At 50.6% G+C, this 15,332-nt stretch carries 15 protein-coding genes; 11 read left to right on the top strand and 4 right to left on the bottom strand.

Annotation, left to right across the window (positions count from 1 at the left end; translation table 11 throughout):
* Positions 1-670: 670 nt before the first annotated feature.
* Entirely contained in the window at positions 671-1,396 is a 726-nt protein-coding gene (locus tag KJS40_RS05830; RefSeq protein ID WP_213539428.1) for a Crp/Fnr family transcriptional regulator, read from the top strand.
* Positions 1,397-1,630: 234 nt separating this feature from the next.
* Here KJS40_RS05830 and KJS40_RS15450 read toward each other — a convergent pair whose 3' ends face one another.
* On the bottom strand, positions 1,631-1,762 hold the full coding sequence (locus tag KJS40_RS15450) for a hypothetical protein (RefSeq protein WP_280520246.1): 132 nt from the start codon (positions 1,760-1,762) through the stop codon (positions 1,631-1,633).
* Positions 1,763-1,961: 199 nt separating this feature from the next.
* On the opposite strand from KJS40_RS15450, the gene KJS40_RS05825 reads away from it, so the two are divergent.
* The 7 genes from KJS40_RS05825 to KJS40_RS05805 all read left to right on the top strand — a co-directional run bounded on the left by KJS40_RS05825 (position 1,962) and on the right by KJS40_RS05805 (position 7,377).
* Positions 1,962-3,941: an AsmA family protein gene (locus KJS40_RS05825; RefSeq protein WP_244859713.1), complete on the top strand. Its 1,980-nt coding sequence runs from the start codon at positions 1,962-1,964 to the stop codon at positions 3,939-3,941.
* 107 nt (positions 3,942-4,048) lie between these two features.
* Entirely contained in the window at positions 4,049-4,192 is a 144-nt protein-coding gene (locus KJS40_RS15225) for a hypothetical protein (protein WP_244859791.1), read from the top strand.
* On the top strand, positions 4,141-4,266 hold the full coding sequence (locus KJS40_RS15445; protein ID WP_280520245.1) for a hypothetical protein: 126 nt from the start codon (positions 4,141-4,143) through the stop codon (positions 4,264-4,266). The genes KJS40_RS15225 and KJS40_RS15445 overlap by 52 nt, the downstream gene beginning before the upstream one ends.
* A gap of 43 nt (positions 4,267-4,309) precedes the next feature.
* Positions 4,310-4,828, top strand: a complete 519-nt coding sequence (locus KJS40_RS05820) for an SDR family oxidoreductase (protein WP_348529555.1) — start codon at positions 4,310-4,312, stop codon at positions 4,826-4,828.
* Positions 4,829-5,273: 445 nt separating this feature from the next.
* Entirely contained in the window at positions 5,274-5,756 is a 483-nt protein-coding gene (locus tag KJS40_RS05815; RefSeq protein WP_213539426.1) for an SRPBCC family protein, read from the top strand.
* Between the two features lie 36 nt (positions 5,757-5,792).
* Positions 5,793-6,266, top strand: coding sequence for a PAS domain-containing protein (locus KJS40_RS05810; RefSeq protein ID WP_025039480.1), 474 nt, complete (start codon positions 5,793-5,795; stop codon positions 6,264-6,266).
* Positions 6,267-6,342: 76 nt separating this feature from the next.
* Entirely contained in the window at positions 6,343-7,377 is a 1,035-nt protein-coding gene (locus tag KJS40_RS05805; protein ID WP_213539425.1) for a methyltransferase, read from the top strand.
* 156 nt (positions 7,378-7,533) lie between these two features.
* Here the strand turns inward: KJS40_RS05805 and ligD are convergent, their stop codons facing one another.
* Together ligD and KJS40_RS05795 are read right to left on the bottom strand one after the other, a co-directional pair.
* Positions 7,534-10,074 (bottom strand): DNA ligase D, encoded by a 2,541-nt coding sequence (gene ligD / locus KJS40_RS05800; protein WP_213539424.1) that lies wholly within the window; start codon positions 10,072-10,074, stop codon positions 7,534-7,536.
* Positions 10,075-10,099: 25 nt separating this feature from the next.
* A complete protein-coding gene (locus KJS40_RS05795; protein ID WP_213539423.1) occupies positions 10,100-11,011 on the bottom strand; it encodes a Ku protein in 912 nt (303 codons plus the stop codon).
* Positions 11,012-11,751: 740 nt separating this feature from the next.
* On the opposite strand from KJS40_RS05795, the gene KJS40_RS05790 reads away from it, so the two are divergent.
* The 3 genes from KJS40_RS05790 (at position 11,752) to KJS40_RS05780 (ending at position 14,464) form a co-directional block, all read left to right on the top strand.
* Positions 11,752-11,994 (top strand): hypothetical protein, encoded by a 243-nt coding sequence (locus tag KJS40_RS05790; RefSeq protein ID WP_231623553.1) that lies wholly within the window; start codon positions 11,752-11,754, stop codon positions 11,992-11,994.
* Positions 11,995-12,072: 78 nt separating this feature from the next.
* Positions 12,073-12,576, top strand: coding sequence for a DUF2165 domain-containing protein (locus tag KJS40_RS05785; RefSeq protein ID WP_213539422.1), 504 nt, complete (start codon positions 12,073-12,075; stop codon positions 12,574-12,576).
* Between the two features lie 133 nt (positions 12,577-12,709).
* Complete coding sequence (locus tag KJS40_RS05780) at positions 12,710-14,464, top strand: ABC transporter ATP-binding protein (protein ID WP_213539421.1); 1,755 nt, start codon at positions 12,710-12,712, stop codon at positions 14,462-14,464.
* 78 nt (positions 14,465-14,542) lie between these two features.
* Here KJS40_RS05780 and KJS40_RS05775 read toward each other — a convergent pair whose 3' ends face one another.
* Positions 14,543-15,316: an FkbM family methyltransferase gene (locus KJS40_RS05775; protein WP_213539420.1), complete on the bottom strand. Its 774-nt coding sequence runs from the start codon at positions 15,314-15,316 to the stop codon at positions 14,543-14,545.
* Positions 15,317-15,332 lie beyond the last annotated feature (16 nt).

Below are 15,332 nucleotides of genomic sequence, written 5' to 3'. Positions count from 1 at the left end.
AGTAAAAGCTCAGAAACAGTGAGGTCTCTAGCTTTCAATTTGATTATTCTCCGGGCCGCGATCGCTTAAACGCGATCAAAATACTTTTCTTTGATGGGGCTGGGCTTCTTCGAGTCGTGGGTCCCATCTTGAGCCAACATCCTCACGATGTAAACCTCTCCGATTGCGGAGCTCCGTAGCGGTAGAGCGAATAGTATAAGCAGGAAGAGTAACACTACGATATTTGTCAACTCCTTCTTGCAGGCAGCAGTTTCGAGAAATAGTCTTATGCGTGGTAGTCTCTTTTACAACTCACCTATGAGTACGGAACTTTTCAAAGAGACTTCGCGCCGACTTTGTCGTTCTGGCATTTGCTGAGGAATCGCTGCGACTCTCGACGCGCTACGCCGATTGCGCAAATATCCCGATACTGCGAGCAATGATAAAAATTTGGCTCATCCATAGTATGTACGCTAGCGCACAAAATACCACTCTATAAAATGGAATACTCCGTAAAAAGGCTATGCTTGACAGAATTTGCATTCTAAGATAAATGCTATCATAAGTTGGATGGAAACCGGCTGGTGGAAGGCGAAGGCCTTCGAGCATTTGCCATCTCTTGATTTTTTTCATTTCATTCCACCACGCTCAACGCTGCACTTACTTTTTTTATAAAAAATTTCTGTAGCGGATGCCAAGCCCTCCTCCACATCAGCCCGACCAGAATCGTCTCCTCGCCGCTTTGCCGGCGATTGAACTTGAACGCATAAAATCGCACCTGGAATTGGTTCATATGCCGCTTGGGGACGTTCTTTGCGAATCCGGAGGACGCCTTCCATACGTCTACTTTCCAACTTCCACCATCATTTCCCTGCACTATATCCTGGAAAATGGCGCATCATCGGAGATTGCAGGCGTGGGGAATGAGGGCTTGCTCGGCATTTCGCTGATCATGGGCGGTGAAAGTACGCCAAGCTGGGCCACTGTGCAAACTGCCGGCTATGGCTACCGGCTGAAAGCCTCGCTATTGTTGCAAGAGTTTAATCGAGGAGGCCCGATACAACGATTGCTGTTGCGCTATACGCAGGCGCTTATTACGCAGATCTCGCAGACCGCCGTATGCAACCGGCACCATACCATCGAACAGCAATTGTGCAGGTGGTTATTGTTAACGCTGGACCGGTTGAATTCCCAGGAATTGGTCATGACTCAGGAATTGATCGCCAGCATGCTTGGCGTGCGCCGCGAAGGCATTACGGAGGCTGCTGGAAAACTGCAACAGGCCGAGATTATCCGCTATCGGCGCGGCCACATTACCGTGCTTGACAGAGCCGGACTCGAAACACACGTTTGCGAGTGCTACGATGTGGTCAAGAAAGAATTCGATCGTCTGTTTCGTGATGTGCGAAAGTATTAGCAGCCTGTCGGACTTGAAGAATTGCAGCGAAAAGTGATCAAGTGAGAGCGCAGATTTTGCAGATTTTGAAGGCCAACAGTTATTCTGTTGGCCGAAAAAGCAGCGAAATATGAACTGGTCAGATGCTTTTGCAACCGATTTCCTTTAAGTCTGACAGACTGCCAGAACAAACGCACGCGATCGAGCCGGCCCACAACCCTACCGATTCTGGACCTCGATCGGAATAAAAATAGATCAGGTCAACATAATCAGCGAAAGAATCATGAGGTAGCCGGAGTTCGGAAAAATCAACCGATCACTTCGCAACCCCTCCGCCATCTTGATCTTGACCACAAAGCCATGCCGCAGGCTTGCGGTCATTCCCATATTACCCTCACTTTGCCAGCCACAAGCCGACCCATGCCGGGCTCATACCAAAGCTTGAATGTGCGGTGACGTACTGAACGGTGCTACCAGCAGAAGTATCATTCCAAACTATAGGAACTGCTCCTGTTCTTTGTTCTGCCCTCGGTTGCAAGCCCCGCCCATGTCGACCCATCCCAGGACCGTAAAAAAGACTATATTTTTGATCTTCGGCATATTACTTGCGCTTGTCACCATATTTGCCATCTGGTTTGACTGGAACATGTTGAAGCCATATGTCGAGCACCAGGTAACCGAAAAGACCGGTCGCGAATTCACGATCCGGGGCGACCTCGATGTCAGGTTATCACTCAATCCGTTGATCAGTATCGGAGGACTTTCACTCGCCAATGCCGATTGGGGCACGCAGCAACCGATGCTCGACATCGATAAAGCCGCTTTCCGCATCAGCCTATGGAATCTGTTCCTCGGCGATGTCGTACTGCCTGAAGTAGCAATATCCAAGCCGAAAATCATCCTTGAAAAGAGTATGGATGGAAAGCGTAACTGGGACCTTAAAAAGAATGAAAAAGAAAAAGTGGAATTGCCGAAAATTGGCAGGCTCACCCTGGATCAAGGTAAGGTCGTTTTCCGCGATCCCAAGACAAAAACTGACGTAACGGCAAGCATACATACCGATCCGGCGGCGGACGCGCGGGAAATGCCGCTGGATGTGGTGGCTGAAGGCACCTTCACCGGTCTGAAATTCATGGCCCAAGCTAAAGGTGGCAAGGTGATGTCGCTTGCGGATAAAACGCTCCCTTATCCCATCAAAGCGAGCGCTAAAGTCGGAACGACTCACGCCGCCGTTGACGGCATCATTACCGGACTTGCCGAACTGTCTGCAATGGATCTGAAGCTGGAAATACGTGGGGAGGATCTATCCGCACTTTACCCGATGGTGGGAATCGTATTTTTTCCCTCACCGCCATACCGGATATCAGGAAGGCTTACGCACCAGAAAACCGAATGGTCGATGAAGCAATTTTCGGGAGAGGTAGGCAAAAGCGATCTGGGCGGCAATATACTTTTTGATACCGGCGGCAAGCGCCCCATGCTGCGCGCGGATGTTGTATCAAAAATCCTCGACCTGAACGATTTGAAAGGCTTTGTCGGGGCTCGGCGCGCGCCGCAACCACAGGATAGTCCTGCCGAAAAACAGGAGAAAAAAGCGTCGATAGAGGCCCAACAGGATCGCGTGCTGCCCGACCAGGAATTCGAGGTTGACCGGTTGCGGGCGATGGACGCGGACGTCAGGTTCACCGGTGAATCAATCCGCAACAAGGAATTGCCGGTCGAGCATCTGATAACGCATCTCAAGGTCGATGATGGGCTGCTGACCTTGGACCCCGCCAATTTCTCGGTCGCAGGTGGGAATATTATTTCCAGGGTCGCGATAAACGCGCGGAAGGACATACCTGCCGCAGAGGCCAAGATTGACTTTAAAAGGCTGCGGTTACCGAAGCTCTTTCCCAAGATCGAGCTAACCAAGGAAAGCATGGGTTTGATAGGCGGCACAACGACGGTAACAGGGTATGGCAAGTCGGTGGGCGCACTTCTCGCATCGGCGGATGGCACCCTCGGATTGATCATGTCTGGCGGCCAGATCAGTAAACTGATGCTGGATATTATAGGGCTCGACGGAGCGCGAATTCTCAAACTTCTGATCGCGGGGGATAAAAATGCCAATATCCGCTGCGCTGTCAGCGATTTCGATATCAAGAAAGGAATCATGACCAGCAAGGCTTTTGTCATCGACACAACAGAAACAAATATTATTGGCGAAGGATGGATAAGCCTCGTCGACGAAACCATCCACCTGAAGATTTCGCCGCAACCCAAACACATCAGTGTTTTGAGCTTGCGTACGCCCGTGCATATCAGCGGCACTTTCAAGGATCCAACTGTGTACCCGGACAAAATCCTGGCCATACGCATCGGCTCGGCAGTTCTGTTGGGTATTTTCGCGACACCGGCTGCTGCACTGATACCGCTGATAGAGACGGGTCCCGGCGAGGATACCAATTGCAGGGCGCTGATTGACTCAGTCAAAGACACCACGTCACATCCAGCTAAAGAGGCCTCGCCACAAAAGAAAGAAGCCCCACCGAAGAAGCGCGAAAAAAACACCGAGAATCGGTAAGGGCGCCGAAAATAGATTATTCGGCCGATCCACTCATATGTGTGTAAGCGCACGGATCAAAGCGCGGCAATCCTTATAGTACTTACTAACTTTTCCAGGAGGCGTTCATGATGGAAACAGTGGAAATTCCCGAGCAACATCAAAGAAAGCAACCCGGGTTGCGATTATTACCGGCGGGGATAGTGGTATCGGGCGTGCCGTGGCCGTTGCCTTTGCCAAGGAAGGTGCCGATATCGCCATTGCCTATCTAAATGAACATGGAGACGCAAACGACCCGAAAAAAGAAATAGAAATGTGGAAGAAAATGTCTTTTAATTGCAGGTGACGTGGGTAAAGAATAATTCTGTGCCGAAGTCGTCGCAAAGGCGATCTCGGCTTTTGGACACATTGATATCCTGGTAAATAATGCCGCGGAGCAACATGTTCGAAATAGCATTATGGATATTGGCAATGCGCAGCTCGAAAAAACTTTCCGCACAAATATTTTCTCAATGTTTCATATGGTAAAAGCTGCGCTCCCTCATCTGAAAAAAGGTGCACGAATAATTAATACTACATCGGTGACAGCCTATAAAGGAAACCCGCATTTACTCGACTACTTGGCCACGAAGGGCGCAATCGTTGCTTTTACGCGATCATTGTCACTACAATTGATCGAACAGGGAATTCTTGTAAACGGTGTCGCTCCCGGACCTATATGGACGCCACTGATACCCTCGACTTTTCCGCCCGAAAAGGTCGATAGTTTTGGAGCAGACGTGTCCATGAAACGCCCTGGACAGCCTGACGAGGTAGCAACCTGTTATGTCTTTCTGGCTTCGGGGGAATGCTCATATATGTCGGGGCAAGTGCTGCATCCGAATGGAGGCACTGTCGTAAACGGCTAAAAGAAGCAATTCTGGTTTTGCGAAAAGTCCTCTTTGCAGCGGTTCATAAGATGACGTTCGAATAACGGTTTATTTACCCGCAAAGAATCGAGCTTCAGCAAAGCATAAAATGCAAATCCCTTCCCAGCCTCTTGGACAAATTTTTATCGTCAGCAGGAGGCGAGGCCGCTTCGGAGAATTCCACTCTCGCATCGCATATGCGCGATCAAGTACGTGGCAGTTCCCTCAACCGGCGTGACGAAAGGTCTGGAAATTGTTCGAAATTCGACTATAGTGGTAAAAAAATTTGCGCCAGGCTATGGTGTGCATAACTCCAATGGAATAATTTGGCTTGCCCGGATTTTTTGTTCCTGCTTAAAGCTTACCCAACCCAAGCCGATAACAGCTATTATTATTCGTCGAAGTACAACTCAAGCCTGTAGGCTGCAAAACAGGGGCACGAAGTATGTTCAGTTTAGGTTCCAAAGAACCTGTTGTAGCGACAGCGAACATTGTGATCGATTGTTCGCCCGAACACGTCTTCAGCTATTTGGGAGAAGGATTCTTTGAAAATTATCCCAAATGGTCTCCTGAGGTCGTTGAGCTTGAGTCGGTGACTAGCGGCCCCCCGAGGCTAGGAACTATCGCAAGGCAGGTGCGTATTGACCAGGGCCGCAGGACGGAAACCCAATTCAAAATAAATGTGTATGAGCCAAACAAGCGCCTGGGCTTTGCCGGAGTTGCCGATCCTTTCCGCTGCAGCTATGAGATACGATGCCTTGATAGTGGCAAATCGTCCGAGTTGATCTTTACTTTTGAATTGCTCGAGATTCAAATGTTCATGCGTCCGTTCGAGAAATTGATTCGGGTAGTAGTTCAGGAAGGCGCGCAACGAACGGTAAGAAATTTGAAGCGTTTAACTGAAGCAAAAAAATACGCGGCCAGCTAGCGGCCTGCCATTCCGCAAAATATCCAGGAGAAACAAATGACTTTCGTAGTGGAAAAGGATCCCGGATTAATCCCGCAGATCTTGTCTGAAATACTGGACAGCTCGATAAACGGAATCACACTGGTGGATCCCGATCAGGATGACATGCCCATTGTTTATGCCAATAAGCAATTCCAGGTCATGACTGGATATCCGCAGGAGGAGATCCTCGGACGCAACTGTCGTTTTCTCCAGAAGGGCGATCGTGAGCAGGAAGCGCGTTTTGCGATGAGCCGGGCCATCAGCAAGCACCTGCCCATCGAAGTGACCATACGCAATTATCGAAAGGATGGCGAGCTCTTCTTTAACCATCTGACGCTCACTCCGCTTCTGGATGGGCAGGGAAAACTCATCTATTATCTTGGTATCCAGTACGATGTGAACCGCAACCGAGACTTGATTTCGAAGTTCAGCATGCAGCAGGAAGCCGATACCAGACGTTTACTTGCTTCTTTATTGCCAAGACCCTGATATTGAAAATTGGGCGCGCACCCTGGTGCCTGCGATATAAGAAGCGAGCTAATCAATCATAATGGAAGAGGATTTTATGGCCCAAATAATGTATGAAAACATTCCACAGCCTCGATCGGATGACCGGCGCGTATGGGATGTACCTTTTGCGGTTTATGGATACCCGGCGTTGCTGATAGCCCATAGGTTGAAGGTTTTTGCCTTGCTTGGGGAAGGAGCGCGTACATTGCCTGAAATCTGCAAGGCGCTGAACTTCAACCCACGGCCGGCCGAGGCTATCCTGACGGCTGCGACAGCGTTGGGCTTTCTCTCTCTCAAGGACACGCGTTATTCGCTTACCCCGCTTGCGGAAGACTATCTCCTCGAAAAGAGTCCGAGCTACTTCGGATTTTTCTGGGATATGATGATTGACAATTCAGAAGTGTTTTCCTACGCAAGCCTGGAGAGGGCCGTGCTCACCGATTCGCCCCAGGCCTATGGGGGGGGTGATATTTATAAGTCTCATGAAGAGCAGGCGGAACTGGCGCGGAGATTTACGCGTGGCATGCACAGCATGAGTATGACGTTGGCCTCCGCCTGGCCAAGTGTCCTGGATCTCACCAGCCATCAACTGATGCTCGACATAGGCGGCGGCTCGGGAGCGCATTCGATCGTGGCTGCGTTGAAATCGCCAAACCTGGATGCGCTGGTCCTGGACCTGGAGCCTATATGCGAAGTCGCTGAAGAGTTCATTAATCAGTACGGCGTGCAGAATCGTGTAACGACCCGTGTTGCCAATATGTGGAACGACCCATTCCCGGCAGCTGATCTACATTTTTATTCCAACATCTATCACGACTGGCCTCCGGAGAGGTGCAGATTCCTTACGGAGAAAAGTTTCCGGAGTCTCGAGCACGGCGGACGCCTCATCATTCACGATATCCTTTACAACGACGAAAAGACGGGACCTCTTGCTGCTGCAGCATATAGCATGCTAATGCTGGGATGGACGGAAGGTGAATGCTATTCAGGCACTGAATTGGCCGCGATGCTGAAGGACGCCGGTTTTCACGATATTCAGGTGTATCCCGCTTTTGGTTATTTCAGTGTGGTTACCGGCGTAAAGCCATAGTGGTGATTTTTTGCAATTATTGCTCCTGGAAATCGGAAATTCAAACAGGATCATCGGTCGGTCATCCTTACCTTCAATCTTCCGAATAATGCGTACCAGTCCCACGTGAAGTCGCGTCCTTCGCCGCATAATGACCGAATCAAGGCGTGGCTTCCGTCACCGTCTGCTGATCAGCTTGAATCCCAGCGTTTTCATGGCCGGCACTACTGATTGCTTCGTAGTGCTGTAGTCTGCCCATGGGGCGTTGCCCTTATCCAACCGTTCGTGGATATTCAAGGCCGACCAGCGGCTGGCGCTCGTAAGCAACTCCAGTTCTTCCCATGCCAAAGGCACTGACACGCCCAAGCCCGGACGTGCGCGTACTGACCAGGCCGACACGGTCGTTGCCCCGAAACCATTGCGAAGATAGTCTATGAAAATCTTTCCAACGCGATTTCGCGGCCCACTTTTGGCAACGAAGCGTTGCGGTATGGTTTCGGCGAGGTGTTGAACAATGGCTTGAGAGAAATTTTTTACGGTGTCCCAATCATGCAGCCTCTTTATCGGCACAATGACGTGCAAACCCTTGCCTCCACTCGTTTTCAGGAAAGATTCCAACCCCAGTTCCCTGAGAAATACATGAACAAGCTGTGCCGCTTCCTGGATGAGCGGCCACTTCACCTCTTCGCCAGGATCCAGATCGAATGTCATCCTGTCCGGTTTGCCAATAGCATTTTTTGTGGCATTCCATGTATGAAACTCGATTACATTCATTTGAGCGGACGCTAATAGACCTTCGGCGCTGGCAACTTCAATCAATGACTCATGCCCGGGATCCAGAGACGGATCAAGCTGATTGACTCCCGCCATATTCTCTTTTTCCCAATGCTTCTGAAAAAACAGCTGACCTGTGATTCCATCGGGCGCGCGAACGAGCGATACAGGCCGGTTTTTGAGATGCTCCAGCATTAAAGGCGCGACCAGCAAATAGTAGCGAATGAGCTCAATTTTCGTAAACCCGGTCGACGGATCAATGACACGCTCGGGGTGCGAAACCTTCAATGACGGTCTGGATGGCGCGTTCGCAGGTTTTGCATCAGCGGTATGTACCGCCTTCTCCCGAACAATGGTCTCCGCTTTCTTGTCCGATCTCAAGCCTTGAAAAACCGAGTGGCGAATATGTCCATCTCGAGTCCATTCTCCAAAGGAAACTTCAGCCACCAGCGAGGGCTTTACCCAATGCGCGTTTTTTTCGATATCGCCCGCCTTGGCAAATGGTGGACGCTCAGCCGCAACTTTGTCCAATTTCACCCTGAGATCATGCAGCGTGTTATCGCTAAATCCGGTGCCTACGTTTCCAGCATACTGAAGCTTCTTGTCTTCATCATAGTAGCCGAGCAGAAGCGAACCTATGCCGGCCCGGGAACCCTTGGGGTCGGTAAAACCGCCAATTACAAATTCCTGGCGTTGCGTACACTTCAGCTTTATCCAGTCGGGAGAGCGGCGCGAAGCATAACGCGAAGTTTTGCGCTTACCGATCAAGCCTTCCAGCCCCAGGCGGCAGGCCGAGGCCATTATATCTTTCGGCGGCGCATCGAAAATATCGCTGAAGCGTATCGGTTCCGGCGGAGGTGGCTCAAAAAGGGTTCGGAGTAATGCCCTTCGTTCAACCAGGGAAACCCCTCTCAAATCATACCCATTGTAGAACGGCATATCGACCAGGTAATAAATGATGCCTTGAGTCCGGGCACTTTCAAATGCATTTTGCAAAGCCTGAAAATTCGGTATGTTTTTGTCATTCAGCACTACAATTTCGCCGTCGAGCCATCCGGACTTCAGCCTCATCCTCGCTATTGCTTTTATAAGATGAGGCAATCTCTCTGACCAGTCATTTCCATTTCGAGTAAAGAGTTTAATGTCGCTGCCATCTATTCTGGTCAACATCCGATAGCCGTCGAACTTGATTTCGTAAATCCACTCAACCGGATCGTTGGGAGGCCCATCCACCAGCGTAGCGAGCTGCGGGCGCAGGATGTGGGGAAGGTCCGCTTTAACTGCGTTTTCCGGCAGCCCAGGTTCGTTTTTTCCGGACTTTGATCCAGTCCTGGTTGACGTTGTGCTCACCGGTCCAGCAGCTTTTTGAACCTCCAACGGTTCAAGCCCGGCAACACTCTCGGGCATTTCGTCCACCACGCTATATTCGTTGGATGAGCGAACATAATCATCCTTTTCCTTGATGAGCAGCCATGCCTCCCGTTTTTCTTCCTCCTTCCTTCTCATGCGTACCAACGCCCAGTGACCCTTCAATTTGTGCCCGCGCAGCTCAAACTTCAGCTTGCCGTCACGATAACCCTTGTGGGGGTCCTCAAGAGGAATCCACGTTCCCTTGTCCCAGATAATGACTTTACCCGCACCATACTGCCCGCGCGGAATCTCGCCTTCAAAACTGTTATATGAGATGGGATGGTCCTCGACATGAACCGCCATGCGTTTGTCATTCGGGTCGAAGCTGGGCCCTTTGGGAACGGCCCAACTTTTCATCGCTCCATCAAGTTCAAGCCTGAAGTCGTAATGGAGCCGCGTTGCCCAGTGCTTCTGAACGACAAATGACAAGGCTGTCTTTCTTGCCTTACTGGGGGTACCGATGCCGGAAGGTTCGGATGTAATGGAAAAATCACGTTTTTCCCGATAGACCTTGAGCGAATCCGAGTTTGACATTTTTCAAGACTTATTCGGCAGTTTTCTATGCGCGGCGCTTATGCGTACCTTTGGTAGAAGTGGGTACACTGTCTGCATCCGCCGGTTTTTTGCCCCGCGCCTTGCCGCTACTCTCCTTGTCCCCACTTTTCTTCAGGCTGCGCTGCAGCAATTCGGTAAGATCAAGTATCTGCGCACTGCCAGGTGCCGTTTCGGATTCCTCTGGTTGAGCCACGGTCTGTATGTCGCCCGTTTCGACTTTTTCATGGACGAGTTTCATGATTTCCTCCTTGAAAGAATCGCGGAACTCTTCAGGATGCCATTTTCCGCTCATGTCCATCACCAATTGCTCAGCCATTTTCAATTCCTTATCGGTAATGCCCGCCTCCTCCTTTCCCTCGGGAGGAAAGCTCAATTTCTCCCAACTGCGTATCTCGTCGCCCCATCGCAACAGATTCAGCACGAGTGCGGGACCTGATGGCATTAGAGCGGCCAGGTGCTGCTTTGTTTGAATAACCACCCGCGCAATACCGATGCGCCGGGTATTGAGAAGGGTTTCGCGCAAGAGCGCATAGACCTTGGCTCCTTTATTGATCGGAACGACATAGTAAGGGCGCTCAAGATAAACGAATGGAATATCGGTGGCCGGTACAAACATTTCGATCTCGATAGTTTGAGTGGCCTTCGGATACGCAGCAGAGATTTCGTCCTGACTCAGCACGACATACTGACCATCTTCATATTCAATGCCTTTGACGATATTTTCCTTGTCGACCTCCTTTCCGGTCTTCTTGTTTATACGCTTGTAGCCAACCGGATCCATGCTGCGCTTGTCCAGCCAGTCGAAATCCAGTCCCTGTTCCGCCGTCGCGGAATGGAGGGCTACGGGTATATGCACCAGGCCGAAGCTTATGGCGCCCTTCCATAACGCGCGGCCGCTTGCCTTAGGAATATCCATGGTTCACTTCCTATACATCCACAAAAAATGACACCCTTCAATCTGGAAGATCAGCCGACATCAGCGAAGTCAGGCTGTATCCATAAGTATTCAGATGGACTGCACATCTCTTCGCCGGAGCAGAGACGCAAGAGACGGCCAACCCGGCAATGCTCCAACTCACCCAAATTATCATCCTCTACACTCGTTTTGTCGTATGTGCGATTGCGCACGAAGTGAAGGCCGCAGGGAATCGGTTTACGTTGTCGCGGAATGGGCGTGAGCTATCGGCCCGACAATGCCGGTGGTGATGCTATTCAGAGTCGACTTATTACAGCGCTGTGTGTTCTTTCGTACGGAATGATCAGCTAACTGATGAGAGGATATTCAAGTCTATTTGTGAATCCACCGCACCGCCCTGATTGCGCTGACCACAGCCCCAGGTACAGTCGAGTGGAAAGACTTCCATAAGGTCGCCTCGTGAAGGCTAATAAGCGAAGACTCATAAACCCAGATAATCCATTAGACGGCTCTGCGAGCCTACCTGAGTGCTGGCGGTCAGTTTGCGGCCTTTCGCCGCCATTTTTGCTACCTGCGCGGCATCCATAGACCAAGCTGTGGACTTCTCCCAAACCGGCAAAACTATCTCGCAACCTGCCTCGCCATCATCTCGTGTCCTAATGGATTATCTGGGATAAAAGCAAAAGCCAAAATATTAGCGATATCACTCTGCGCCATCCACGAAGCTTCCTGAGGATTAAATGAATATGGATTATTTTTCCCTGCTACAATGGCCCGCGATGGTGATCAACATACTCGCGGTCTGGTTGCTGACTTACCAGTCCAAGCGCAGGCGCAATGCCGGCTTCTGGTGTTCTCTCATCAGCAACGTCTTGTGGATCGCCTGGGGATGGTATGCTCAGGCTTTAGCAGTTATTGGCCTCCAGATAGCCTTGGCTGCGCTGAATATCCGTGGCGTCAAAAAAACGGATGAAAAAACTTAGGCACGACAGTCGATAACATCGTGGTTTTCTCTTTTTTGGCTTATATCGTCATGGTTTGTGCAAAATGATGTTCGAAACATGGAAAGATCTTTTGCAATCCGAGCAAGCAAAATATTTTTAATTTCCGGCATTGGTTGCCTGGCGCTCGTGGTTGCTTCTAATAATGTTCTCGATTACCAATCGAATTTCCGGTTCGTTCAGCACGTGATGTCGATGGATACGGTATATCCGGGAAATGTTCTGAAGTATCGCGCCATCACTGAACCGCTGCTGCATTCCGCCATCTATATACTTATCATATTCTCTGAATTCATAATTGCCATACTGTGTCTTCTGGGGGCATTGCAATTGTTTCGCCATATCCGTGATGATGCGCTGACATTTGACAATGCCAAATCTCTATCCATCCTGGGATTATCCTGTGGTTTTGCCTTATGGTTTTTTGGCTTTATTGTCGTTGGCGCGGAATGGTTCTGCATGTGGCAATCACCGGACTGGAATGGCCAGGAATCTGCATTCCGATTTGTGGTTTGCATCGTCCTGGTGCTAATTTACACCGTACAAAGTGATAAAATCGGCTGAACCGGCCAACTTGCCGAAATCGGGTCATCGATTACCACTAGCGTATAATTGCCAGCCCTTATTTTGTTATCTTCACTTCTTGTCTTCCTGATCGGGCCGAATACCGCCCGTCGGTAGTCTGCAAACCCAAGCGATGCGAACTCTATACACTTATTGCATGCTTTTCCCGCGGCGCACCGCGTACGTCCTGGTCGCGCTGTTGGCGGCAGGTATCGCCGAAGGGCTTAGTCTGACCGCACTTCTCCCGTTACTTTCGATTGCGGTGGGCGATAACGCGAATTCCGACACCGGCAAGCGAATCGTCGACGTACTGCAAGGGATCGGCATCGTACCGACCATTGGCGTCATGCTGCTGATCATTGTCGGAGGCATGATCATCAAGAGCGTGATATTGCTGATGGCCAACAGGCAAGTCGGCTATACCGTCGCGCATGTCGCCACCGCGCTTCGCCTTGAATTGATCGACGCGCTGCTCGCGAGCCGCTGGCAATATTATCTGCGTCAACCCATGGGTTCCCTGGCGAATTCGGTCGCCACCGAAGCATACCGTGCGGCCAACGGTTTTGAGCACAGCGTCACCGTGCTGGCGCTGGTGATACAGGTCATCGTCTATGGAACCGTGGCCATGTTCGTTTCATGGCAGGCAACGCTTACTTCGTTACTTGTCGGCGTGGTAATGCTGCGGCTGCTGAATCAACTGATTCGGGCTACCCGCCGGGCCGGGGGCAAGCAGACTCAACTGATGCGTCACTTACTGACTTATCTTTCCGACGTGCTCGGATCGGTAAAATCACTGAAAGCCATGGCGCGGGATAACGTGGCGGAGGCCATCCTGCGCGACCAGACCAAGCAGCTGGAAAAAGCCACCCGGCGCGAAATCATGGCGCGGGAAGCTTTGATGGCCTTGCAGGAACCCATACTGGCCACCCTGATAGCGTCAGGCTTATATCTGGCCCTGTCGATATGGGAGCTTTCGTTGCCGGCTGTGATGGTGATGGTCTTTCTGCTCACCCGCCTTCTGAGCCTGCTCAATAAAACGCAGCGCAAATACCAGAATCTGGCGGCGCAGGAGAGTGCTTACTGGGCTTTGCGCACAGCGATTGAAGAGGCGCGTGCCGCAGCGGAAAGAACGACGGGTACGCGTCAGCCTACCCTTCAAAAGGGGATCAGCTTGCGTCACATCGATTTCGATTACGGCACGAAACCGATATTCCAGGATCTCAACCTCGAGATTCCAGTCAATTCATTCACCACCATTGCAGGACCATCGGGTGTTGGCAAAAGTACCATGCTGGATTTGCTGTGTGGACTGGCTGAACCAAAGTCAGGGGATATGCTCATAGATGGCGTGCCTCTGCGTGAGATCAATCCGCGCGACTGGCGACGCATGATCGGCTATGTCGCACAGGAAAATGTTCTGCTTCACGACACCATTCTCAGCAACATACTTGTCGGCGCGCCTGACCTGGTTGAAGCCGATGCGGAAAGAGCGTTGCACCAAGCGGGAGCCTGGGATTTCGTAAGCGCCCTTCCGGAAGGGTTGCAGACGATTGTCGGCGAACGCGGAGGGCTGCTGTCGGGCGGTCAGCGTCAGCGGATCGCAATAGCCAGAGCGCTGGCTCACCAGCCGCTTTTTCTGTTGCTTGACGAACCGACCAGCGCGCTCGATCCTGAAAGCGAGCGGTTGGTTTGCGACACGCTCAAGAAGCTGGCAAAGGATCTTACCGTGGTTGCCGTTTCTCATCAGCCTGCGCTGATAAATGCAGCGGATTACATATTCACCCTTTCAAAGGGTAAAGCCGAGCGACTGCAACATCCATCCGAGGTTGAGAATGAATCAGACGCCATATCCGTATCGCGCAGGGGAGCAACCTCGGTTTTTCGTTGATTTGACATATTATGACGGCAAACCAAAAAAAGTTGCTGCCTCGATTGATAGCATTTTCTTATGCAAAAGTAGAAGCGGCTAACGTTTTTTCTCGAATATAAAACAGGTTTCTCCCCAATTTCTGGTGGTTTTGGATTTCACTCCAAGGCCTGCCTGTTCCATCAGATTTACCGCTTCCCGCTGCTCCCCAGGGGTTCCCAGCTCGACGATGACAGATCTCAGCGCCGGGTTTTTCAGAACATTTTCCGCACCTTTGATAATGGGAATCTCTATGCCGTCAACATCAATCTTGATATAGTTGGGGTAAGGGAATCCCCATTTTCCGCATAACTCGTCCAGCGTTACTCCAAACATTCCCTGAATATGCGCGGTGGGTGTTTTCATGTTCTTCAGGTTTTCCTTTCCGAACTGTGAGCGATTTCCTCCGCCAATAAATTTTGGGATATACAGTTTTGAAAACCCGCCCTGTCCCGATACGGCTATACCATAAGCCGTAATATTATTCTCGAGCTTGTTCAGGTAAATATTTTTATTCAGTAAAGAATAATTGATGCACTGAGGCTCAAAGGCAAAAACCTGAATGTCATTCCCGTATTTTTTTGCGGGATATAGGGAATATTGACCGATATTCGCGCCCAGATCAAAGAATCGCGAGCCGGGTTCAAAACTGTCGAGCCAATTCAGCGTATCGGGCTCTTTAATGGAATAAGTTTTGGCGCGCTGAAGTGTCCGAAAGTTATCCACGGCGATGCGTATGGATTGACCCTTGACATTTACTTGTGCGTAACCGCCTTTTAGTCCATAAAGCGCAATAGTGAACCCGGAAAGAACATCCATGAAAAATGAAGACATATTTGCTTCAGCTGCA

The sequence above is a fragment of the Nitrosospira sp. NRS527 genome, assembly GCF_018406445.1.
GTDB lineage: Bacteria > Pseudomonadota > Gammaproteobacteria > Burkholderiales > Nitrosomonadaceae > Nitrosospira > Nitrosospira briensis.
Note: the sequence above shows the minus strand (reverse complement) of the source record. Positions and strands in the feature narration are given on the sequence as shown.